The 22378-nt window shown below is 35.9% G+C and carries 21 protein-coding genes and 1 pseudogene; 7 read left to right on the top strand and 15 right to left on the bottom strand.

What is annotated here, in order from left to right; all coding sequences use genetic code 11:
• Positions 1-35: 35 nt before the first annotated feature.
• The 4 genes from EXE09_RS01815 to EXE09_RS01800 form a co-directional block, all read right to left on the bottom strand.
• On the bottom strand, positions 36-1388 hold the full coding sequence (locus EXE09_RS01815) for a hypothetical protein (protein ID WP_130116141.1): 1353 nt from the start codon (positions 1386-1388) through the stop codon (positions 36-38).
• Between the two features lie 83 nt (positions 1389-1471).
• Entirely contained in the window at positions 1472-2638 is a 1167-nt protein-coding gene (locus tag EXE09_RS01810; protein ID WP_130116140.1) for a helix-turn-helix transcriptional regulator, read from the bottom strand.
• A gap of 266 nt (positions 2639-2904) precedes the next feature.
• Positions 2905-3783, bottom strand: coding sequence for a hypothetical protein (locus EXE09_RS01805; protein ID WP_130116139.1), 879 nt, complete (start codon positions 3781-3783; stop codon positions 2905-2907).
• A 97-nt stretch (positions 3784-3880) separates the two neighbouring features.
• Positions 3881-4264 carry a DUF962 domain-containing protein gene (locus EXE09_RS01800; RefSeq protein ID WP_068972793.1) on the bottom strand — a complete coding sequence of 128 codons (384 nt, stop codon included), beginning with the start codon at positions 4262-4264 and terminating at the stop codon, positions 3881-3883.
• Between the two features lie 247 nt (positions 4265-4511).
• On the opposite strand from EXE09_RS01800, the gene EXE09_RS01795 reads away from it, so the two are divergent.
• Positions 4512-5972 carry a CYTH domain-containing protein gene (locus EXE09_RS01795; protein WP_130116138.1) on the top strand — a complete coding sequence of 487 codons (1461 nt, stop codon included), beginning with the start codon at positions 4512-4514 and terminating at the stop codon, positions 5970-5972.
• Positions 5973-6149: 177 nt separating this feature from the next.
• On the top strand, positions 6150-7610 hold the full coding sequence (locus EXE09_RS01790; RefSeq protein ID WP_130116137.1) for a CHAD domain-containing protein: 1461 nt from the start codon (positions 6150-6152) through the stop codon (positions 7608-7610).
• A gap of 72 nt (positions 7611-7682) precedes the next feature.
• Here EXE09_RS01790 and tsaA read toward each other — a convergent pair whose 3' ends face one another.
• Positions 7683-8396, bottom strand: coding sequence for a tRNA (N6-threonylcarbamoyladenosine(37)-N6)-methyltransferase TrmO (tsaA, locus tag EXE09_RS01785; protein ID WP_130116136.1), 714 nt, complete (start codon positions 8394-8396; stop codon positions 7683-7685).
• A gap of 117 nt (positions 8397-8513) precedes the next feature.
• On the opposite strand from tsaA, the gene EXE09_RS01780 reads away from it, so the two are divergent.
• Positions 8514-9293, top strand: a complete 780-nt coding sequence (locus tag EXE09_RS01780) for a ferredoxin--NADP reductase (protein ID WP_068972790.1) — start codon at positions 8514-8516, stop codon at positions 9291-9293.
• 151 nt (positions 9294-9444) lie between these two features.
• Here EXE09_RS01780 and EXE09_RS01775 read toward each other — a convergent pair whose 3' ends face one another.
• From EXE09_RS01775 to EXE09_RS01755, 5 genes and pseudogenes are all read right to left on the bottom strand, one after another.
• Complete coding sequence (locus EXE09_RS01775) at positions 9445-9939, bottom strand: hypothetical protein (protein ID WP_130116135.1); 495 nt, start codon at positions 9937-9939, stop codon at positions 9445-9447.
• A gap of 116 nt (positions 9940-10055) precedes the next feature.
• Positions 10056-10508: a hypothetical protein gene (locus EXE09_RS01770; RefSeq protein WP_130116134.1), complete on the bottom strand. Its 453-nt coding sequence runs from the start codon at positions 10506-10508 to the stop codon at positions 10056-10058.
• A gap of 184 nt (positions 10509-10692) precedes the next feature.
• Positions 10693-11549, bottom strand: a pseudogene (arsB, locus tag EXE09_RS01765) (ACR3 family arsenite efflux transporter).
• A 181-nt stretch (positions 11550-11730) separates the two neighbouring features.
• On the bottom strand, positions 11731-12204 hold the full coding sequence (locus EXE09_RS01760) for an arsenate reductase ArsC (protein WP_130113031.1): 474 nt from the start codon (positions 12202-12204) through the stop codon (positions 11731-11733).
• A gap of 14 nt (positions 12205-12218) precedes the next feature.
• Complete coding sequence (locus EXE09_RS01755) at positions 12219-12542, bottom strand: ArsR/SmtB family transcription factor (RefSeq protein WP_130116133.1); 324 nt, start codon at positions 12540-12542, stop codon at positions 12219-12221.
• A gap of 163 nt (positions 12543-12705) precedes the next feature.
• Between EXE09_RS01755 and yegQ the strand changes: the two genes are divergently transcribed.
• Positions 12706-14106, top strand: a complete 1401-nt coding sequence (gene yegQ, locus EXE09_RS01750) for a tRNA 5-hydroxyuridine modification protein YegQ (RefSeq protein WP_130116132.1) — start codon at positions 12706-12708, stop codon at positions 14104-14106.
• 15 nt (positions 14107-14121) lie between these two features.
• Positions 14122-14373, top strand: a complete 252-nt coding sequence (locus EXE09_RS01745; protein WP_068972784.1) for a YfhL family 4Fe-4S dicluster ferredoxin — start codon at positions 14122-14124, stop codon at positions 14371-14373.
• A 225-nt stretch (positions 14374-14598) separates the two neighbouring features.
• On the opposite strand, the gene EXE09_RS01740 is transcribed toward EXE09_RS01745, so the two are convergent.
• Positions 14599-15486 carry a LysR family transcriptional regulator gene (locus EXE09_RS01740; protein ID WP_130116131.1) on the bottom strand — a complete coding sequence of 296 codons (888 nt, stop codon included), beginning with the start codon at positions 15484-15486 and terminating at the stop codon, positions 14599-14601.
• A 115-nt stretch (positions 15487-15601) separates the two neighbouring features.
• On the opposite strand from EXE09_RS01740, the gene EXE09_RS01735 reads away from it, so the two are divergent.
• Entirely contained in the window at positions 15602-16270 is a 669-nt protein-coding gene (locus EXE09_RS01735) for an FMN-dependent NADH-azoreductase (RefSeq protein WP_130116130.1), read from the top strand.
• 78 nt (positions 16271-16348) lie between these two features.
• Here the strand turns inward: EXE09_RS01735 and EXE09_RS01730 are convergent, their stop codons facing one another.
• Positions 16349-17317 carry a metal-dependent hydrolase gene (locus EXE09_RS01730; RefSeq protein ID WP_130116278.1) on the bottom strand — a complete coding sequence of 323 codons (969 nt, stop codon included), beginning with the start codon at positions 17315-17317 and terminating at the stop codon, positions 16349-16351.
• 248 nt (positions 17318-17565) lie between these two features.
• On the bottom strand, positions 17566-19131 hold the full coding sequence (ahpF, locus tag EXE09_RS01725; RefSeq protein ID WP_130116129.1) for an alkyl hydroperoxide reductase subunit F: 1566 nt from the start codon (positions 19129-19131) through the stop codon (positions 17566-17568).
• Positions 19132-19519: 388 nt separating this feature from the next.
• Between ahpF and EXE09_RS01720 the strand changes: the two genes are divergently transcribed.
• Positions 19520-20134 (top strand): DsbA family protein, encoded by a 615-nt coding sequence (locus tag EXE09_RS01720; protein WP_228257145.1) that lies wholly within the window; start codon positions 19520-19522, stop codon positions 20132-20134.
• A 136-nt stretch (positions 20135-20270) separates the two neighbouring features.
• Here the strand turns inward: EXE09_RS01720 and EXE09_RS01715 are convergent, their stop codons facing one another.
• Both EXE09_RS01715 and EXE09_RS01710 read right to left on the bottom strand, forming a co-directional pair.
• Entirely contained in the window at positions 20271-21191 is a 921-nt protein-coding gene (locus EXE09_RS01715; RefSeq protein ID WP_130116127.1) for a hypothetical protein, read from the bottom strand.
• Between the two features lie 48 nt (positions 21192-21239).
• Positions 21240-22370, bottom strand: coding sequence for a toxic anion resistance protein (locus EXE09_RS01710; RefSeq protein ID WP_130116126.1), 1131 nt, complete (start codon positions 22368-22370; stop codon positions 21240-21242).
• Positions 22371-22378: the final 8 nt, after the last annotated feature.

The raw sequence follows: 22378 nt of genomic DNA, 5'->3' as shown, positions 1-22378 counted from the left end.
AATGAGTTAAAAAGTTGAGATTCGCGTACCAACGATTAAAATGCTTTTTGATAGAAATACTCATAAATATCATTTAAATCTGAATCACGCCCTTTCTTGACATTTCCCAAAAGTACATCGCTCCGCGCCAAAGTTCCATAGTAAACATCACTTTCCAAATTACTGGCAATCTGACCAATCACTTTATAAGATTCAAGTTTCTTTGTTTCAAAGTTATATCTTATAAAGAATATTTTTGTCGGATTTTTTGGCGGTGACTCAGTAGACCGTTCGCGCACCACGAAAGAAAAACCTTTATTATCCATACCGTGGATTTGCCCCATAATATCAAAATATGACAAACCTGTTAAATTCAATACATCTTTATTTTTTATGTATCTGTTTTCATAAGTATTGGTGTCGAATACTACAAAATTTGAGTTTTCAGCAAAATCTGTATTTAAACCATTTCCAGCATGAGCCGCGGTACAAAATAATATAACCATACTACCATCAGGTTTTAACTCGCCATTTTGGCAACTATTCCAATAATTATTAGAATCCAGTAAAAGTCGATTACCCTTTGGAGTCATAATGTAATAATTATCTGAACCAGTACCACCTGAGACAGGTAAGTTATTAATTACTTCGCTTGAAGAAGCAGATTTAAATAGTAAGCTTTTACCTGTATTATCGACAGATAATAAATTATAACCACTCTTCAAAGTTGCGAACAAATTATTTTTTTTGGTCAATACATCATATTTTTTAACTTCGTTTCTATCACTATACTGAATTAGTGAGAATATACTTTGACCATCACCACTCATTTTATTAAAATGATTACGGACATCCATCGTATTACTAGGATCTGGATCAAATAAACTACCCGTTATTCTATTGTAAATTAAAAAGTTTGACCCCAATACAGATTTAGATGGATCAACATTATAATACCCACCATATAATACAATTAAGTTGCCATCGTTACTTAACATATCACTCTGAGCATTCCAATAAAAACTAGTTGAAGGAAGGGGGATTTCTGAAATTTTTGTACTTTCTAATTCATAGATCAATGGTAAATTTCTTGCACCTGAAACTGATCCTCCAGTTGTATCGATATACCCCACAATAATATCTTTTTCTGCATTTGATATAATTGAGTTATTTCCAGTTCCAATATATTTAATTCGCTGGCCTTTATAGAACACAGGCAACGTAGTTTCACTCTTCATAGCCTGCAATGTTTTATCAGATATTATTGGATTCTTTGGTGTTTCTGAATTTGTCGGTGTTACTGGATCCGTTGGCGTATTCGCAGAACCTGAATCATCGCCTCCTCCGCCACACCCACTTAACATTACAAAGGTGAACAGCGGTATTATCATTTTTCGATACGTTTTCATTTTTATTGACCTTATAGATATAATTACCCATAAAGTATTCCCATTCTATTATTTTCAGTCCATTCCCTATTTAGGGAATAAAATCATTGCTCCTGTAAAAAACGTGGTATATTTAATAATAATTTCACCAGTTCTGACTGTCTATTTGTCGAAGTTTTTTTATAAATGGCTTGAAGTTGCTTACGTACAGTATCTAAATTTACCCCATGCTTCTGGGCAATTTTTTTTGGTAAAAAACCATCCAGAAGTAATAAAGCTACTTTTGCTTCGGCCTGTGTCAAATTGAAAGAAACGTGTAACAAATGCAGGTCAATTTCAGATGGATGATTTGGGTCATACAAGGTCAACATTACAGTTGGGCGTATTCCAAACATTTTCATTTCAGCTTCAGAAATCAGTAATGTTGAAAATATATAAAGCGATGAACCTTCTTTTTCAGATATTTTTATACAACCGTCATCCAAATTTGTATTCTTTAATAATCTTTCTTTTTTGAATAATAATTCCAGATAACTCAAACTTTCTTTAAACTTTGTATAATAAGGCTCTGGTAAAAAAATATTTGAATTTTCAATTTTCAATATTTTATTTTTTTCTAAAATATTTTTTGCTGCATGATTGGTATGTATAACAACACCCGATAAATTCAGCAAAATAATCGGTTGAGAAAGTTTATCAATTAATTCAAATCCAATAAGTGATTTTGAAGAATATTCATATAAATTTCTCTGCAATAAAACCACTCGTTTTAAATGCACAAATAAACGATCTAAAAAACTCAGTTCCGTTTCTGTTAAAATACCTCTTTTTTTTGATGTATTTATCCCCATTAATACACATAACTTATCATCCAATAAAAATTCCTTGATAGCAGTGAATCTCATATCGATGGGTAATAAAATATCCTGATATAAAGCTGAATTTTCAACCATTTCATCTGTTATTGTATGATGACACTGATACCAGCCTTTTCTGCCAGGTGCAAAAAAACCTTTTAAGCGTGGATCTTCATTCAATGGGTGTCTGAGATATTGTAACTCGCTGACCGTTAATTCTTCTTCAGAAAGCATTCCTGAGCAATTACTGAATGAATATACATCTCGTTCGAGATCAATTGCCAAAATATGAATTGAGGATGAACCCAAAATTGCATTGATTCTTTTTACAAACGGTTGCCAGCCATTCGAATCCAATGGTATTTTATAAATCAAATCCATCAGTTCATCATAAAACTCATCATAATTATTCATTATATCTATATGATTAAAAGCAATCTTACAAATATAGCAAATTAAAATATTTAAATTTAAAAAATAATTCAATAAAAAACAGGAATAAAACCACATATAACGATTGATAAAATATAAAACACCACATTCAATTTGATTGAATAATCATGAAACAATTATATTTAAATCAAAAAATAATCCAAGTGCAATTGAATAGTAAAACAATCGTACAGCTCAAAGTCTTAAAAAAGCGGGTCCTCTTGAGCATATAAAACCCGCATTCCACTTTAGTCGCCAAACATGCTCCATTTGACTGTTTTATCAAACAAAACTTTGCCATTCATATTGGCTTTATACTGCGCATTCTGAGCATCAATGGTGGTGATTGTAACCGTATTATCACTGGTTTTCAGATCATAAATATTCAAACTGCCTGCATAAGGATAGCCTACAATATTTTCATCGGCGTCAATTTTTAAATAAAATGGCGTACTGTAACTGTCATAGGCTACATTAAAATCCCCACTTTCCCCACCTATAGATACAATTTTACCTGCCACCTGAAGCCGGACATTGGTTGCATCCTGCTTCGACCAGCTGAATTTATAATCACTCAGGGTATAATTTACATTCCTCAGTTTTTTCGCAGAATCCATTTCCTGTGTTGTTACAGTCATGGATGTCGAACTCAGATTTGCTCCTGTTGAATTTTCTTCTATATTTAATAAACCATTTACAAGCTGACCCGTACCATCGGGAAATTTGAGTGTCAGATCTTTAAAGTTATAACCCTTTGTAATATCAATAGAACCTGAAACCGATGCCTTGCCGTCTGCTTCAAATATACCCACACAATTATTCAGGCTGATGATATTTTCCGTTTTAGCATAAGAACCAGAGCTACAGGATGCCCCATCGACCAGTTCATCGGTACCTTCCAGTAATGTATCGAATAAACCACCAAATAGAGCTTCTCTTAATACAATTCCGCTAAAGTGGTCTATCAATACGATAGAAGTCTGATCTGTGCCTGTGCCTGTGCCTGTGCCTGTGCCTGTGCCTGTGCCTGTGCCTGTGCCTGTTTGAGTATTGTCATCGTGACTGCTTCCACAAGCAGTAAATAGCAAAGTACTGCATAAAATCAGGCTTAAGTGTTTTACTTTCATTTTATATCACCAGCATTTTTTGTGCTTCCAGACTAAAAAATGAGTGAAAAAAAATCCATTCCCCATACGAGGAATGGATTTTAAAAATTTTGCGATTTTAACTGTCAATTTTATCAAATTTGCGATCTTTCAAACTTAAATTACCACGTAAAATATCAGACAACATACGCCAATCAGAAATAAAGCTATACAGCGGTTGTTTAAAACTTGCAGGTTTATTCTTTTCAAAAACAAAATGCCCAACCCACGCACATGCATAACCTGAAACTAAACCATACACAAAATATTTTGCTTTACGCTGACGAATCGCCTTAGTAAAAAAGTAAATTCCAACACTACTTCCTGCTGCATGCAGACGACGACTCATGATACTGCGATGTTCAGTTAAATAAAAACGATAGAATTCAGAATAATTTTTGATTGGCATTTGAATTTTAGGGCTTTGTACCAAATCCGATTTTGGTTCTACATGTGCATTCATTGGGGTTTTTCCTGTTTTATTTTTAATCAGCTTAGATTATTTTAAGATACTTTTAAAGCCTAAGGAAATAATCCATCTGTAATTTACATCGCTTTTAGACGAACAATTTTAAAGAAATGATTTTAAACAAACGACTCTAAACAAACAATATCACAGCTATTTCACTTCCCGTTTTGCGCTACAATACATACTTATATATCAACATGCTGTTTAATCGTTGAATCAGCAAGAAAAATAGGATTTTCACATGCTCGAAGTTGAATTGAAGTTTCAGATTGCAGAAGCCCGTCGCAGTGCGTTACTTAAAGCATTAGACCCTAAAAAATCTGAAATTATTCAACTACAAGCGAAATATTATGACACACCTGATCGCCTGCTCTCACAACAAGGGGCTGCCCTGCGTCAACGCTTAGAGGGAACGCATTGGGTACAGACCTTAAAAGCAGCGACCAAAAGCCATTTACAACGCTTTGAAGACAATACTAATCTGGGCGAACTTGCAAAAGCACCAGATTTAAATCTTGATATTTATCAAGATAAACCCGAAGCATTGGCAATTTTAAAAAATGCATTGGGTGATCAATTTGATCACTTGCAACTTCAGTTTGAAACCGATATTCAACGCACTATGCGCGTCATCACCTTTGAAGATGCAGAAATTGAAATTAGCTTAGATATAGGTGAAGTGCGTACTGAAACTGCAACGCAACAAATTCATGAAGTTGAATTTGAGTTAAAAAGTGGTTCGATTCAATCACTACTGACTTTCAGCTTTGAATGGGTGAAGAAATATCAATTGTGGCTTGATGTTCGTAGTAAAGCTGAGTTTGGCAATTTATTGGTGCAAGAGAAAAAAGTCAGCCCTGCTAAACAAGCCAAAGAGATTATTTTCAATAAAAAAGACAGTGCTGATAAAAACTTACGACTATTGGTAGCCAGCCAATTACAACATTTATTACCCAATATTGCGGCCATTTCAGCTCAAGTAGCTGAGCCTGAACATATTCAGCAAGCCCAGATCGCATTACATCACTTACATCTTAGCCTATCGCTCTTTAAAGATTGGACAGACAGTAAAACTGAAAAATGGTCACATCAATTGTCTGCCTTTGAAAGTCATTTTAAAAACCTACAACATTTTGAGCATATGCAACGCACTTTAGGGGCTTTATTGCAAAATCCAAAAACTGCGGAAAGTTTGGATAAAGATATTTTATATGCCAATGAAAAGCTAAATAACCTAGTTAAATCAACGCAAAATGTGCAACATTATTTGGAATTATTAATCTTTAGCTTGGGACAATCTGAAAAAGCACCATTACATGATTTAAAACGGTATGCGCAAAATACCCTGCAAAATCAATATAAACAGCTTCAAGAAAGTTTAAATGATGCCGATCTTTCGGATCTAGAAAGCCTTGAAGCCTTGGCACAACATTTAAATGAATTAAAATTTAGTTTCCCGATTTTAACTAATATTTATGATGTGAAGAATTTGCAAAAATATGGCAAATCCCTGAATGATGCTCAACAAGCTTGTGAACAATATCAAGTGCTTGCCTCTTCTGCTTCGTATTTACAACAAACGGATTTGGAAGCCAGTGACTGGTTTGCACTGGGTTGGCTGACAGCGAAACAAGAAGTCTATGCAGAAAAACTCCTTGAAGCGACAGAGCAATTCCTTGTGAGTCGTAAATTCTTAAAATAATCATGAAAGATGGGAATGATTTAAGCATTAAATCATTCCTTTACAATACTTTGTATCCTTTATGCTAAGTTCAATGTCGCTTGCACGGCTGAATTGTAATCATTCATAAAAAAATGCAATAAAAACTAAATTTTAAGATTAAACTCATTAAAAGAATACATAAATGGAATTCAAGCCATGTTTGAAATGGAGTTAAAATTTCAGGTTCCTGAAGATAAAAAAGACGCTTTGCTTAAAGCCTTTCAACGAAAAAGTTGCATGGTGAAAGCCTTAAACGCAAAGTATTATGATACGGCACAATTCGATTTATCCACACATTCTATTTCACTTCGGCAACGGCTTGAAAATGAGCAATGGTTTCAAACACTTAAACTTCCAACAGAACAACATTTGAAACGTGTAGAGTTTGAAGAAAGTTTAGGGATGAATGAAACAGCATTACAACTCGACAACTATTTAAAATCTAAGCATATTCCTAAATATATAAAATCCATTTTCACACAAACTGATCACCCTTTAGCTATTCAATTCCAAACACAAATTGAACGTAAATTCACCTTATTTAATTTTCAAAATAGTGACATTGAAGTCAGTTATGACTTTGGAAAAATTATTGCACATCAAAATATACTCGATATTAATGAATTAGAATTTGAGCTTAAACAAGGGACGGTGCAAGATCTAATTTCCTTTATTTTACCGCGTATTAAACGCTATGGGCTGTGGTTAGATACTCGGACTAAAGCGCAAAGAGGTACTCTCTTGGCACAAGATATTCAAGAAAATCCTGTGCAATTTCAAACACCACTTTTTCTTAGTGCAAAAGACAGTCGAGAAAAGGCTTTACAGAAGATTTTTAATCATTGTTTACAGCATTTATTACCAAACAGTAGCGCTATCGCTTCGGGTCATTTCAACTCTAAGCATGTGCATCAAGCGCGTGTTGCGATTCGTCGCCTACGTAGCGCTTTAAAAACATTTTCAAATTGGTCACTTCGTATTGATCCAACATGGCAAACTCAATTGGCGGAACTATTTCGACAACTCGGTACGACACGCGATCTTGACGTAATCCGTGAAGAGCTACTTCCGCAACTTGAAGCAGTGGATGCACCTAAATTTAAACTTGCTGAATCTGAAGCGCCTGATCGTCAAAGCCTCACTCAACTCTTTCGCGCCTCTAACTTTAACTATCTTATATTGTCTTTGATTCAGTTTATTTATCAAGATACGACTGAAAATAGCGATGCATCTATACATAAAGCAGCTTTGAAAAAGATCAATAAATTACATCAGAAAATTCAAACGGATGCTGAAAACTATTTAAAACTCGATATCGAAGCACGACATAAAACCCGTAAAAATTTAAAACGCTTGCGTTATAGTATTGAATTTATAACTTCTTTATGTGATGAAAAGGATGTGAAGCAATATATTAAAGCGATCAAACCTGCACAAGAAAGTTTAGGGCTATATAATGACTTGATTGTGGCAGAAGAAATACTTAAAAAATTAGTAAAAACAGATGCTAAAGTTTGGTTTGCACTTGGATGGATTGCTGCTGAGAAGAACCGTTTATTGATTCAATCGCAACAGGATTTGCTAAATTTTGCCAAAGTAAACGCATTGAAATCATAAATGCTGTGACAATGAGTGTCAGAAATGCGTATTCATCATTCTATCGATAAATACGCATTTTAGATGAATCAATTAAAGTTCAATTTGTTGAACAATAATACTTGTTTCGCCACAACTAAATTTAATATTGAATGCGCCAAAACGTAGTCCATAAACTCGCTGATCATCATGCTGATAGGCAGGTCGCGGATCTAAGCCCAAGACTTGTTCCAACTCATCGACATATTTTTGCTGAATCTGTTTATTTTTCAATAAGGCTTGTTTGGAAAATTCAGCCTCTTCTGACCAAATCACCTGTTTCCTGACCGGTTCAGCCTGTGCATAGCCACTTTGTGCATCGACAATTGCATCTGAATAGTGAATATAGGGCTTAATATCTAGAATCGGTGTGCCATCAAGTAGATCACTTCCTGTTAAATAAACACGGATAGAACTCCCCTCTTTTCTGGCTTCTTTCAGTTGTACTACAGATAAACCAATCGGCGCAGGTCGATACATACTTCGTGTCGCAAAAACACCTATTTTCTTATTTCCCCCTAAACGTGGTGGGCGAACTTGCGGACGGAATTTCTCTTTATCTTGTTGATTTTTATTATCATGGAACTGCCAAATCAGCCATAGGTGACTAAATTCTTCGATCCCCTCAAAAGCGTCTAATACATTATACGGCGCATGCATTTCGATATAGGATTCGACTTGTACCAGATTTGGCTGACGTGGAATGCCAAATTTTTCCACAAAAGGAGATCGCATAACACCAATGATGGGAAGACTCAATTCAGTCATATTTTCAGCCATAATCATTTTTTCTGATAAGCTCAATTAAATATATTCAGTTTATAGAGAATGATTTTAGATTAGAATAGTAAGCTGTTCTAATTTGATAATTTATTGAGACCTTTAATGGCTGCTTTCAACGTCGAAAAGATTACTCACGTACACCACTGGAATGACACTTTATTTAGTTTTAAGACCACGCGTGATACTGCATTGCGTTTTAAAAATGGTCAATTTGTCATGATTGGTCTTGAAGTAAATGGCAAGCCTTTAATGCGTGCTTACTCTATTGCAAGTGCTAACTACGAAGAAGAGTTAGAGTTTTTCTCAATTAAAGTGCCAGATGGTCCTTTAACCTCTATTTTGCAAAAAGTAAAAGTTGGCGACGATATTCTTATTTCAAAAAAACCGACTGGTACTTTGGTTCTTGATGATTTGAATCCTGGTAAAAACTTATACCTTCTTTCTTCAGGTACAGGTCTTGCTCCATTCTTGTCTACGATTCGTGATCCTGAAACTTATGAGCGTTTTGAAAAAATCATTGTCGTTCACGGCACACGTTTTATTTCAGAATTGGCTTATCAAGATTTAATCTTAAATGAAATTCCAAACCATGAGTTTTTCTCTGAGTTAGGAGCTAAAGAAAAGTTAGTTTATTACCCAACAGTAACGCGTGAAGAGTTCCATACTCAAGGTCGTGTAACTACTGCGATTGAAACAGGCGCTTTATTTGAAAAAATTGGTTTACCACGTTTCAACCCAGAAACTGACCGTGCAATGTTGTGTGGTAGCCCAGCGTTCTTAGATGATGTTGCAGCACTTCTTGATCAACATGGTCTCAAAGAATCTCCTAAAATGGGTGTTCTCGGTGACTATGTGATTGAACGTGCATTCGTTGAGAAATAATTTTTCTGAATGATGAAGAATAAACCGAGGTGATCTACCTCGGTTTTTTTATTGGTTCTTTTTTTAAAAGTATAAAAATTATTTCTAATACCCCTTAAAAACATATAATAAAACTTAGATTTAATATTAACGAATGCATATAAATATTCTATCAAGCGACCCAACACATCCAATTTCCATTTGATACAGCAGATGTTGCACTCACATTTGTAGCAATATAACAATAACACGCACTTTTACCTTTTCCAGTAATTGTATTCTCAATTGCAGATTTACAAGAACCTTCAGGTGTTCCTTTAAAAGTTTTACCACTAGAATCTGTTCCCCAAGAGAAACTTAAAGTTGGACAAGCTTTTAAATGATTAGGGAATTCTTCTTTTGTCGTTTTAACAATTGCACCAACTTGTGTATTACATTTAAGTTCTTGTGTATTTGAACTTGTAGTATTTGATGAACCTGAAGTCGTTGTTGATCCTTTACTTGTTGAATTAGGAGTTGTTGTCCTATCCCCCGACGAGCTTATAACCGTTGTTGACCCTAGACTCACTGGAGTACTAGTCATGGTTGTCCCTTTACTCGACGAACTTGAAGTCGTTGTTGTCCCTTTTGTATCCGACTCTGATGCTGAATCCTTCAATGCATCCAAGGACTTAGATTCCGAATCTTTCAAAGGATCTAATACAGAGTCAAGATCACTACATCCCTGTAAACTTAAACACGCAAATAAAGTGATTAATAATATTTTTTTCATGTCTATATGCCCTATTTATATTCTTTATTTAAATTATAAATTGCACCATCAAATTTCATGATCAACTGCTCTATATTTTTCGGAGAAATATAAAGATCTATTCTCTCTGGAAGGCTTGAATATAGTGCATAGTATCCGTCATTATTTCTATCGACATGATTAATTTGATAGCTATAAGATTTGCTCGTACTTGGAACTGTACAAATATGATTTTTAAATAAAGTTGTCGTTTTCTTTAATAAAAATGGGTGTTCAAATTCAAAAGATATATTTAAATAATTTTTTTGCGCTTCATCGAATACACAATTGGTCTTCCATTTCCCAGTGTATGATTTCATACTTACACTGTGCTGATCTAAAACCACACGATCATTAAAAATATTTTGTTCTATATTGGGATCATTTGCATATGCAAAACTCCCCAATATTAACAAAGCACCTAAACTCATTAATTTTATTTTCATTTTTTATTACTCTGTCGATGAATATTGAAATGGATTCTAACTTAAGTAGATTTATTGCAAATATCCTCAAATGAGGTATAAAAATTTGTTTTTTCATAAAAATAAATACGGAGCATTTTCTATAACTTTGAAAACATTAAAATTAAAAAATACTAATCACAAAAAATAAACTAATCCTGTTCTATTAAAAGCGCTTCCTTAACCACAACGACACACTCACCAAAGCAATCAATACAGGTACTTCAACCAAAGGACCAATCACCGTGGTAAATGCTACTGGCGAAGCCAAACCAAACGTTGCGATCGCCACTGCAAGTGCCAACTCAAAGTTATTGCCTGCTGCGGTAAATGAAATGGCTGTGGTTTTCGGATAATCATTGCCCATCCATTTGCTCATAAAAAAGCTAATGAAAAACATCATGATAAAATACAGCGTCAGAGGAATAGCAATTCGCAATACATCCAATGGCAATGCCACTACATCCGCACCTTTTAAGCTGAACATCGCCACAATGGTAAACAGCAATGCCAATAAACTCAGCGGACTGATTTTAGGAATAAAACGATTTTGATACCAATCCAAACCCTTTTGTTTCACAAGAATCAAACGGGTTAAAAGCCCAATAAGAATGGAATACCCAGATAAATCAGTACAGCTTGAGTGATCGTCCAAAAACTGACATTGATCACTTGCGCTTCAACACCAAAAAATGGCGGTAAATAAGTTAAAAATAGCCATGCATAACTGCTGAAAAATAGAATTTGGAAAATACTGTTAAATGCCACCAAGGCAGCAACATATTGATTATCACCACAGGCAAGATTATTCCATACCAACACCATTGCAATACAACGTGCCAAGCCGATCAAAATCAGCCCTGTCATATATTCTGGATAGTTCTGCAAAAACAGAATCGCAAGTGCGAACATCAGACACGGTGCAATCAACCAATTTTGCAGTAAAGACAAAACCAAGGTTCGCTTGTCCTGAAAAACTTGGCTTAAATTTTTATAATCTACTTTGGCTAAAGGTGGATACATCATCAAAATCAAACCTATGGCAATCGGTAAATTCACCGTTCCCACGCTCATCTGATTTAGACTTTGCGCTGTTTCGGGTAAAAATAAACCGATCGCAATACCAACAGCCATGGCAATAAAAATCCAAAGCGTAAGATTCCGATCTAAAAAAGAGAGTTTCTGAACTGACATAATTGAACATTCACACAATTAAAGCGATTTTTTCGAGTGCTTTGGCTAATTCCTGTGCATTCAATTGTTCAAAATTCAGTGCAAAAAATGCATCAAAACGACGCTGAATATGTTGCACCGTTGAATGAAACGCCTGTAATTTTTCTGCTTCTGGCAAATCCAAATGTGATGGATCATCCAAACCCCAATGAACTTTTAAGGCATTTCCTAAATAAAGCGGGCAAGATTCATTGGCAGCTTCGCTACATACCGTCACCACAATTTCAGGTGCAAACGCCTCACATGCCTGCATGTTTTTACTGAATAAATTTTCAGTTGGTATATTCAAACTTTGCAAGGTTTTCAAGGTCAGTGGATGCACCTGTCCTGAGGGATGACTGCCTGCGCTACATGCCTCGAAACCAACAGGTGCTTGCGCATTAAACAAGGCTTCCGAAAGAATGCTTCGACAACTATTACCTGTACATAAAAATAAAATTTTCATTTTAATTCAATCCTCTATTCACAACATTTGGAATTTTCAGCACCAGCATTTTCAGCTAAATTAAAACGCTCATCCTGTTCTGCAAGTTTGAGCAAAATCTCTTTGCACCATGGTGCTAAACCATCATGTAACTGATAATAAACCCATTGCCCTTGGCGACGATCTTGCAAAATCTGTGAAGTACGCAGCAGCGCCAAATGTCGTGAAATTTTCGGCTGACTGAGCGCTAAACTTTCAGTCAAATCACAGACACAGCGCTCACCCTGTTTCACAATCATCAGTAAAATATCGAGCCGTGTTTGATCAGCGAGACATTTAAAAAAATCAACTTGATTCATATCTATATATGGATATATGTATTTCCATATATATTAAACTTAAAATGAGTAGATTGACAATATTTTGAGGCTAATCATTTTCAATCCCGAGCTTTTTACTAGGTTGAATCTATTTTTTTTATCACTAGAATAATACCCATAAAGTTTTTATGCCTTTTACGACATGACCATTTCCCACGTTACTGAACTTCTCTCTCCTGCTGGTTCGCTGAAGAATATGCGCTACGCATTTGCTTATGGTGCGGATGCTGTTTATGCAGGTCAGCCACGTTACAGTTTGCGGGTTCGTAACAATGCATTTGATCATGACAATTTAAAAATTGGCATTGCTGAGGCGCATGCTTTGGGCAAAAAGTTTTATGTGGTGGTGAATATTCAACCGCACAATTCCAAGCTTAAAAACTTTATCCGAGATCTTGAACCTGTGGTTGCGATGCAACCTGATGCTTTGATTATGTCTGATCCTGGTCTGATCATGATGGTGCGTGAACATTTCCCTGAAGTGTCAATTCACCTCTCTGTTCAAGCCAATGCAGTCAATTGGGCAACGGTTAAGTTTTGGAAAAATATGGGGCTAACACGTGTGATTTTATCACGTGAATTATCCCTCGAAGAGATCGAAGAAATTAAGCAAAATGTGCCTGATATGGAAATTGAAGTTTTCGTACACGGCGCGCTTTGCATGGCTTATTCCGGTCGTTGCTTACTTTCAGGCTATATGAATAAACGTGATGCCAATCAAGGCGCTTGCACCAATGCTTGTCGCTGGGATTATAAAGTTCACGAAGCAGCAGAAGATGCATCTGGGGATGTCATTCCAGTCCAACAACTGGAGACAGCATCAGGCTGCTGCAACAATAAAGATGCCGACGAGCAACACGCCCAAAAACAACATCAATTTGGCGAACCGGTTTTATTACAACGCAATGAAGAAGACATGTTTGCTGCTGAAGAAGATGAACATGGTACTTACTTCATGAACTCAAAAGACTTACGTGCTGTACAACATGTAGATCGTTTGACTCAAATGGGCATTCATTCTTTGAAAATTGAAGGACGCACCAAATCATACTTCTACTGTGCCAGAACAGCGCAAATTTATCGTAAAGCGATTGATGATGCACTTGCAGGCAAAGGTTTTGATCCTGCACTGATGACACAACTGGAAGGTTTAGCAAATCGTGGTTATACCGAAGGTTTTTTACGTCGCCACGTACATTCTGAATATCAGAATTATGAAACAGGTTCTTCACGCTTTGACCATCAACAGTTTGTTGGTGAAGTTTTAGAACGACATGGCGACTATATCAAGATTGAAGTGAAAAACCGCTTTGTTGTCGGTGACTCATTGGAGCTCATGACAACTTCAGGAAACATCACTTTTGTTTTGAATGAAATTTTGGATAAAAAAGGCAACTCGATCACCGATGCTAAAGGCTCAGGACATATTGTAGATATTCCTATTCCTGCGGATGTAGATATGCAATATGCTTTATTAATTCGCAACTTACCAAACTCTACTGCTGATATTTCTGCATCATCATTGGCTTATCAAGCGATTTAATCAAAGGATAAAACCATGGCTTTAATGATTACAGACCAATGCATCAACTGTGATATGTGTGTTGCAGAATGCCCGAATCAAGCAATTTTTGAAGGTGAAAAAGTCTATGAGATTGATGCAGAGCGCTGTACAGAATGCGTTGGATTTTATGAGCGCCAAACCTGTGTCGATGTCTGTCCGATTGATTGTATTGTCCAAAATCCAGCACATGTAGAGAGCAAGGAACAATTGTTAAATCGTTTTTATTATCTCAGCCTGTTTGGTTAAACATACTACACTTACTTGAGAAATGTCATAAAAATGTAAAACTTGGAATGTATTTTGCTTATCAATAAATACTGTCTAAGTACAAGATAAAAATAACAATAAATAAAATAGAGTTTGGGAATCAGCGCCCTTACTCGAAACAAGGGGAGAATAATAAGATTAAACGGAAAAGCCAAAGTACATTTGGGGGGTACTTTGGCTTTTTTATTTTAATACAATCATCTTTTAAATTACTTTATAAGTGCCTTCTAATTTTTCTCGGCACCATTTTTTTGTACCGACTATGACCTCATCCTGTTTTAATGATGAGAGTAAATAATAATTCAATGCTTCAACGTAATGCTTAGACACGACTTTCAACATTCCCATTTGTAAATAATGTGCAATCGCAACTTTACTTAACAAAGCAATGCCCTGACCTGCTAATACAGCACGAATTGCATGATTTTCCTCATTATAAAAAACCTGACGTTGTCCAACATGGATTTGCATATTTTGTTGGCTATACCATTTTTGCCAATTGATTCTTTTAGGACAATACTCATCTCCCCATGAAAAATGGATCAGTGGGACACGATTCCAATCAATATTTTCACTTTCTATAGAGGGGTGACTGACCGCGATATATTGATCTTCTGCCAATAATTCTACATCTAATTCTTGATAACCACCTTGACCATAACGAATCGCTAAATCATATTGCCCTGACTGCATATTCACTGGGTCATAACTGGCATGTACTCGAAACATCACATCGGGATACAAAGCTTGTAACTCAGGTAAATATGGGATCAACCATTCACTCGCATACGGTGGTGTAGTCGTAATGGTGAATAATCGTTGTTGATTTTGGTTCAACTGTAACAGCGCTTTTTGAATATGTTCAAAACCTGTTTGTACATGTTTAAATAAGAACTCTCCTTCTGCGGTTAATTCTATTTTTCGTGTTTTACGTTCAAATAATTTCAGATTAAGTTGATTTTCTAATTTTTTTATACGATGACTCAACGCTGTAGGCGTAAGATGCAAACGTTCAGCAGCTTTCTTAAAGCTTAGGCTTTCAGCAACATATTGAAAAGCCAATAGTTGCTCCAACGAATAGTGTAAGTCCATATTGCAATCTAAATATAGATGAATCTAATTCACTTATAGCATGTATTTTGATCGTTTGTCACAGCTCCACAATTCAATAAAGATGTAATTCATCTCTTAGATTGAGCAACGATAAATGACCAATATTTTAAGAATAGATTCAAGTGTACGCACAGGCATTGCTGGCAAAGTTCCTCATGGTTCACAAAGTCGTAAATTAACAGAACTTTTTATCCAAACTTGGTCTGAAATAGATTCATCAATACACATCAAACATCGTGATGTCGGAAAGAATCCTCCTCAACTGATTGATGAAGAATGGATCGTCTCTGAATTTGGCTATGCGGAATCTGAAGAAAAAGCCCAACAGCGTTTACAACTCAGTGATGAATTAATCGCTGAATTGAAATGGGCTGACCTGATTGTTTTGGGAATGCCTTTATATAATTTTGGTCCACCAGCCCACTTAAAAGCCTATATAGATAATATCGTCAGAAAAGACAAAACCTATAGTTTTGATCCAAATCGCGAACAAGCATATCAAGGATTACTAGATCATCAAAAACCAATGATTATTTTATCTTCTCGTGGTGGACACGATTTTGATCATCCTGATGCACCATTTAAGAATCATGCAGAACCATCGGTTAAAACAGCCTTTAACTTTATTGGTATTCAACAGTTTCATGAAATTGCGATCGAATATCAGGAATATGGTGGTGAGTTATTTGAACAATCAGCACTAGATGCTGAAAATCTAGTCCGCAAATTAGTACTACAACTTCATCCTACGATCAATACATAGAATCACAGCTTGAATATGCTCCAAAATATATAGACCAACAACTTCATCCAGTTGGTCTATATGGAAAATTAGAAATATTTAACTTTTCGCCGCAGCAACACCTGCTGAACGTGCAAAATATGCTAGGGCTTGTTCAGTATTTCCTTCTGAATTAGGATGATAATTCGGCGAAATCCAACGCACAACTGATTTTGCTAAAAAAGTAAAGGTGGGTAAATTGCCTGTTTGCTTACCGACTTTTTGCAATTCCCACAACATGCGAGGGAAACTGGCTTTGGCGATTTTCTGCATCTCAACTAAATCATCTTGTCGTGCCAAACTACGTCCGATATCGACCATTAAATACATAAAAATAGGAAATACAGCCGTCATCAACACTTGGCGTGAGATATAAAAGCCTAATTTGTTTTGCAATAAATGCTGAAACAAATCAAATGCGACATTACGATGTTCAACCTCTTCTGCCAAATGCCAACGGAACAAATCACTCATCTCAGCATCTGCACCATATTTGTCCCAATTATGACTATGATCCAAGGTCCATTGACCAATCACACCTGTGAAATGCTCAATTGCAGCGACAATCCCGACACGCATAGTCAACCAATAAGACGCTAGCCATTTCGATTTTGATAATTCCAAACCAAAAGGTTTGTCGGATAAAAGCTGTTCAAACAAAGTTTCAGCGGTTTTTAAGCCCTCTTCAAGATTGTAATGCTGTTCTGTCATAAACTTTTGCCCTTGAATATGAGCACGAGCATGTGTCGCTTCTTGCTTAATAAAGGCACGAACATCTTCTTTTAGCTGAGCATCTTTGATCAAAGGTAAAGCTTTATTAAAAACACGGCAAAACCAAAACTCACCTGCGGGCAATAACAAATTTATCGCATTATAGGTATGTGATGAAAATGGATCTTCAGGAATCCAATGAATCAAAGAATCAGAAAAATTAAACGCAACAGCTCTAGGTGTAATTTTTATATGCTCATGCTTCACAAGCTTAATCCTTTTAGATTTCAAAAATATTCTAAACAAGCTTAACCACATTACATTGGCTGAATCATTCACCACACTATCGTAAATGTACAAATTCCATTCTTAGCTTATACATCCATCTATAGTTTAATTTTACGACTAATACGCCATAAAAAGGTGCTGTGGCGAATATAAAAAAGGAACTGAGCTGTTAGCAACTCAATTCCTATAAACCATTTAAAATATTTTCAATCAAATAAGAAGAAAGCCAAAGTCATTCAATACTTTGGCTTCCCTTTCTATTCATTGATGATCACAACTTATTGACCTGAACGAATAATGTAATCGAATGCCGATAATGACGCTTTCGCACCTTCACCTGCTGCAATGATAATTTGCTTATAAGGCACAGTAGTACAGTCACCCGCAGCGAATACACCTTTTACATTAGTTTCGTTGCGATCATTCACCACAATTTCATTACGGTTTGACAATTCAACTGCTGTTTCTTTCAAGAAATCTGTATTTGGCAATAAACCAATTTGTACAAAGATCCCTGCAAGTTCAACAACATGCTCTTCATCAGTTGCACGATCTTTATATTTCAATGCAGTCACTTGTGAACCATCACCAATCACTTCTGTAGAAAGCGCATTCATGATCACAGTGGTATTTGGCAAACTGTTCAATTTGTCTTGTAAAACTTGGTCAGCACGCAGTTTAGTATCAAACTCAACAACAGTGACATGTTCTACAATCCCAGCAAGGTCAATTGCGGCTTCAATACCAGAGTTACCACCACCAATTACAGCAACACGTTTGCCTTTGAATAATGGGCCATCACAGTGTGGGCAGTATGCAACACCACGTGTTTTATACTCTTTCTCACCAGGTACATTCATCTCTCTCCAACGCGCACCTGTTGAAAGGATGACTGTTTTTGATTCAAGCTTTGCACCATTTTCAAGTTCAATTTCCACTAAACCACTGGCAGTTTGATCTGCACCTACAAGGTTTTTCACTTTTTGTAGGTTCATAATGTCCACACCGTACTCACGTACATGTGCTTCCATATCTGCACCAAATTTCGGACCTTGAGTTTTTTGCACTGAAATAAAGTTTTCAATGTCCATGGTATCCATGACCTGACCACCGAAGCGTTCAGAAACAATACCCGTACGAATACCTTTACGTGCAGCATATACCGCTGAAGTTGCACCAGCAGGTCCACCACCGATCACTAAAACATCAAATGCTTCTTTTGCATTCAGTTTTTCAGCATCTTTCGCAGCAACACCACTGTCCAATTTGGCAACAATTTCTTCCAAAGTCATACGACCTTGACCAATATGCTCGCCATTTTGGAATACCATTGGTACAGCCAAGATTTTGCGCTCTTCAACTTCGTCTTGGAAGAATGCACCATCAATCATGGTCGCAGTTGTACTAGGATTGTTGATTGCAATTAAGTTCAATGCTTGAACAACATCAGGACAGTTATGGCAGCTTAAAGACACAAATACATCAAAGTTTGCTTTAAGATTCAAGCCTTTGATTTGCGCTAAAATTTCATCTGAAACTTTCGGCGCATAACCTGACACTTGCAATAATGCAAGAATCAAAGAGGTAAACTCATGCCCCATTGGCAAGCCAGCAAAGAATACACGAGGTTGTTCACCCACTTTAGCGATACCAAAGCTTGGTTTACGTCCATTTTCACCATCAAAACGTGCCGTCACTTGATCTGAAAGTGCAGCAACCTCTGTGACTAATTCTTTAATTTTGTCTGACTTTTCAGTGCCGTTTAAAGAAGCAACAATTTCAATTGGGCTTTCAAGACGTTCTAACAATGTTTTTAATTGAGCAGAAGTATTTGTATCTAACATGCTAACAATCTCCAAGGGAGTAAATTCTTTCGTTGAACCTATAATACGTCGATTTAAAAAATAGATAAAACAGTTTGTTTTTATAAAAACAATCGGTTTTTTAGTTTAATGAAAATATTTTAAATTTCACGCACCCCAATGATTCACAAAACCGTGTTTTATCTAGGTTGTGTATGAATATGGGGACATTCCCAATAAAATCAATAGTGCTCATAGTTACCTCGAAACTTAAAATTAAATTAATTTTCAATAAAAATAATCATTCTGCAACGATCGCTCTACAAAAATTCATGTGCAAATTTTATCTAAAGTTTTAATCTGAAATAACGAAGTTGTTTCTCTAAACCGTGGTGCTTCCCCAAAAGTACAGGCAGTACTTACTTATAAAATTGAATTCGTATTCGACCTAGTCTATCCAATGAGTTATGTCGCATTTGAAAAACTTAAGCAGCATTGGAATCAGCCAACGACTCGAAAAATCGAATTATTACCCGTGCAAGTTTTACCTGAGATTCCAGAACAAGGTTTAGATGTTTATCAATACTTGACTGAACGCTATGGAAGCAAAGAAGCAGATCGTAAATTGGATATGGCAAAGTTTGCTGCTTATAGCCAAGACTTAACTGTCGATATTGAACACATGAAACGTATGCCAAACAGTGGTTTGGCGCATCAGGCAATCTTGGCTTTGGATAATATCTTTGATCAATTTGCCCTAACCCAAGCGTTATTTCATGCTATTTTTGCACATGGCAAGGACATTGCGAATCCTGAGTTACTGAAACAAGTGATTGAAGGAATGGGCTTAGACGGCACAAAAGTATTACGCTCAATTCAACATAAAGAAGTAGCAGATAAACAGGCTGAAATTACGCGCTATGTGCAAAGTTTCGGAAAACACCCAACGCCGTACTATATCGTCGATGGTGAAATTTGGGACAAAACATTTGATACTTTAGAACTGAAAGAATTAATTTTACATCGCAGTAAAGAAGTCGCTTAAATTGCATGTCGTTTCTAAATCAAAAGCGCTCCTCAATAAAAATCCGTACTATAAAAAAAGCACTTTCCCCATTGAAAGTGCTTTTTTAAATCTGCTCGCTCATCCAATCATTAAAAAGCAAAAAACTGCATGAACTTTAAGATTGCAATTGCGTTGCGATTCGCTCAAGGCGTTTCGAAATTCGACTTGCTAGCATATAAACGATTAAACTCAATAAGAAACTAACTGCTGTAATCCCCCATAAGATCTTACCAACCCAATTTGACCAAAAGTTTGCACGATCAACTTGAGCTTCCACACTTTTAGCAATTGGCGAAATAGCTTGATTAAACACTTGATGTTGAATCGTCCACAATTGCTCAGGTTTAAAGCCATATTCTAAGAATTGTGGATCAAATTGTTCCGCTTTAATCAGTTTTTCTGCATATACCGTTGCAACCACTTTATCTACAGGTTTATGCATCAAAGCAGTTTGAGCCAATAAATAACTTTGCACATTCTCAGGTATATCTGATTTTTGTAAATATCGATAAAAATCACTTTGTTGAATATTTTGATCATATTGAACAAAGGCACTGACCTCACTCTCTTCATCATCTTTCAGCTCATACTGCACATAGCTTAACCCGCCCCAAAGCACAATAAATGTGATGAGCCATGCGACAAATTTAAGGATAAAAGACTGAAAGCGTATCAAAAAGAATTTAAATCTTTTTAAAAATCCAACAATCATAAATGCACCAATGAATGAGACTATTAATTTTAAAATTAACCATCCTAACCATGAAAATGCATTCATAAAATAATCAGGTTGATGGACATATTCTCTTAATTTTCCATCAATCATATACGGCAAATGAATTTGCTGAACCTGTTGCGCCACGCCAAATGAATTGAAAACCAATTCCTGCTGAAAAAAAACTGCAACTAAACTCACAACACCGACGGTTGATAAAAGTAACGCAGAAGCTGTTAGATTAAACTTTCTGCGTTTAAGAACTTTTAAACCCTGCTCAATCTGCTGAATATCCGCAGGATATTGATTTTTTTCAGTCAAGCGCTATACCTTTAATTCATGGGCAAAATACATTGGACAGAAATGCCATTAAGCCTTAGGTGTACTGGTGTCCAATACCAATTGCTGCAGATTCGATTGTAAAGCTTTGATTCGTGTAGATGCTTCTTCACGTTTTTGCATGCCTTCTTTTTGAATCTGAATCACATCGTTCACTGTTTTAATGAGGGTATTTTGCACGTGTTCAAGGGTTTCAATATCAATCACTGAACGCTGATTGGCTTTTGCGGTATCAACCGAGTTTTGATGTAATAAATCTGCATTACGTTTTAACAACTCATTGGTTGCATCATCAATAGTATTTGCCAGTTGCACACTATTACGTTGCTCATTCAGTGAAATAGCCAAACTAATTTGGTTTTTCCATGCAGGTAAAGTGATGTTTTTGATCGCATAAAACTTATCCACCAACATCATATTATTAGATTGAATAATACGAATCATCGGCAAAGTTTGCATGGCTGATTGCTGCAAAACTTGTAAATCACTCACTCGTTTTTCAAGATTATTGGCGAGATGATTTAAATCATAAACCCGTTGATTGGTTTTTTGATCTTGCTCTTGAGCAGATAATGTCGCAATTTCTTTCTGAACTTCGTCTTGTTTAATTTTCCCTGCTGCAATGTAAATACCCAACTGACGATATTCCTCTTGCACACCGTTGAACATACGATCAAGTGTATCTACACGTGTTTTCAAACCTGATTGTGAGGTTTCAATTTCTTTCACCAAAGAATCAATTTGCTCTTTGGTGGTATTAAATTGCTGATCAAAACTTTGTTTTGCACCTTTAAACTTATTTAAAATGCTACCAATAAAGCCTGAATTTTTTGATTTATTTAAAATACTCGAGGTATTCAACTGTTGTGCAACTTGAACAACTTCATTCAATTTTTGCCCAGTTACATCGAGATCTTTATTCTTAACGAGATTTAATAATTCATCTGTATAAGATGATGTTTTGGTCGCAATATTCTTACCATACTCAGCCACAGCAGTATGATTAATATTAGCTAAGTCTTTATGGGCATTCAGCACTTCATTAAAGTCTTCACTATTCAACCCAATTTCTTTTAAATTTAGTTGCTCAAACTTCTGCAACTCTAATGGTGATTCTGTTGTTGCCACCTGTGTTGTTACTGGATTGTTTGAATCGCTCATCGTATTAC

This window comes from Acinetobacter sp. WCHAc060025, assembly GCF_004209355.1.
Classification (GTDB): Bacteria; Pseudomonadota; Gammaproteobacteria; order Pseudomonadales; family Moraxellaceae; genus Acinetobacter; species Acinetobacter wuhouensis.
This window is presented reverse-complemented; position numbering and strand designations above follow the sequence as displayed.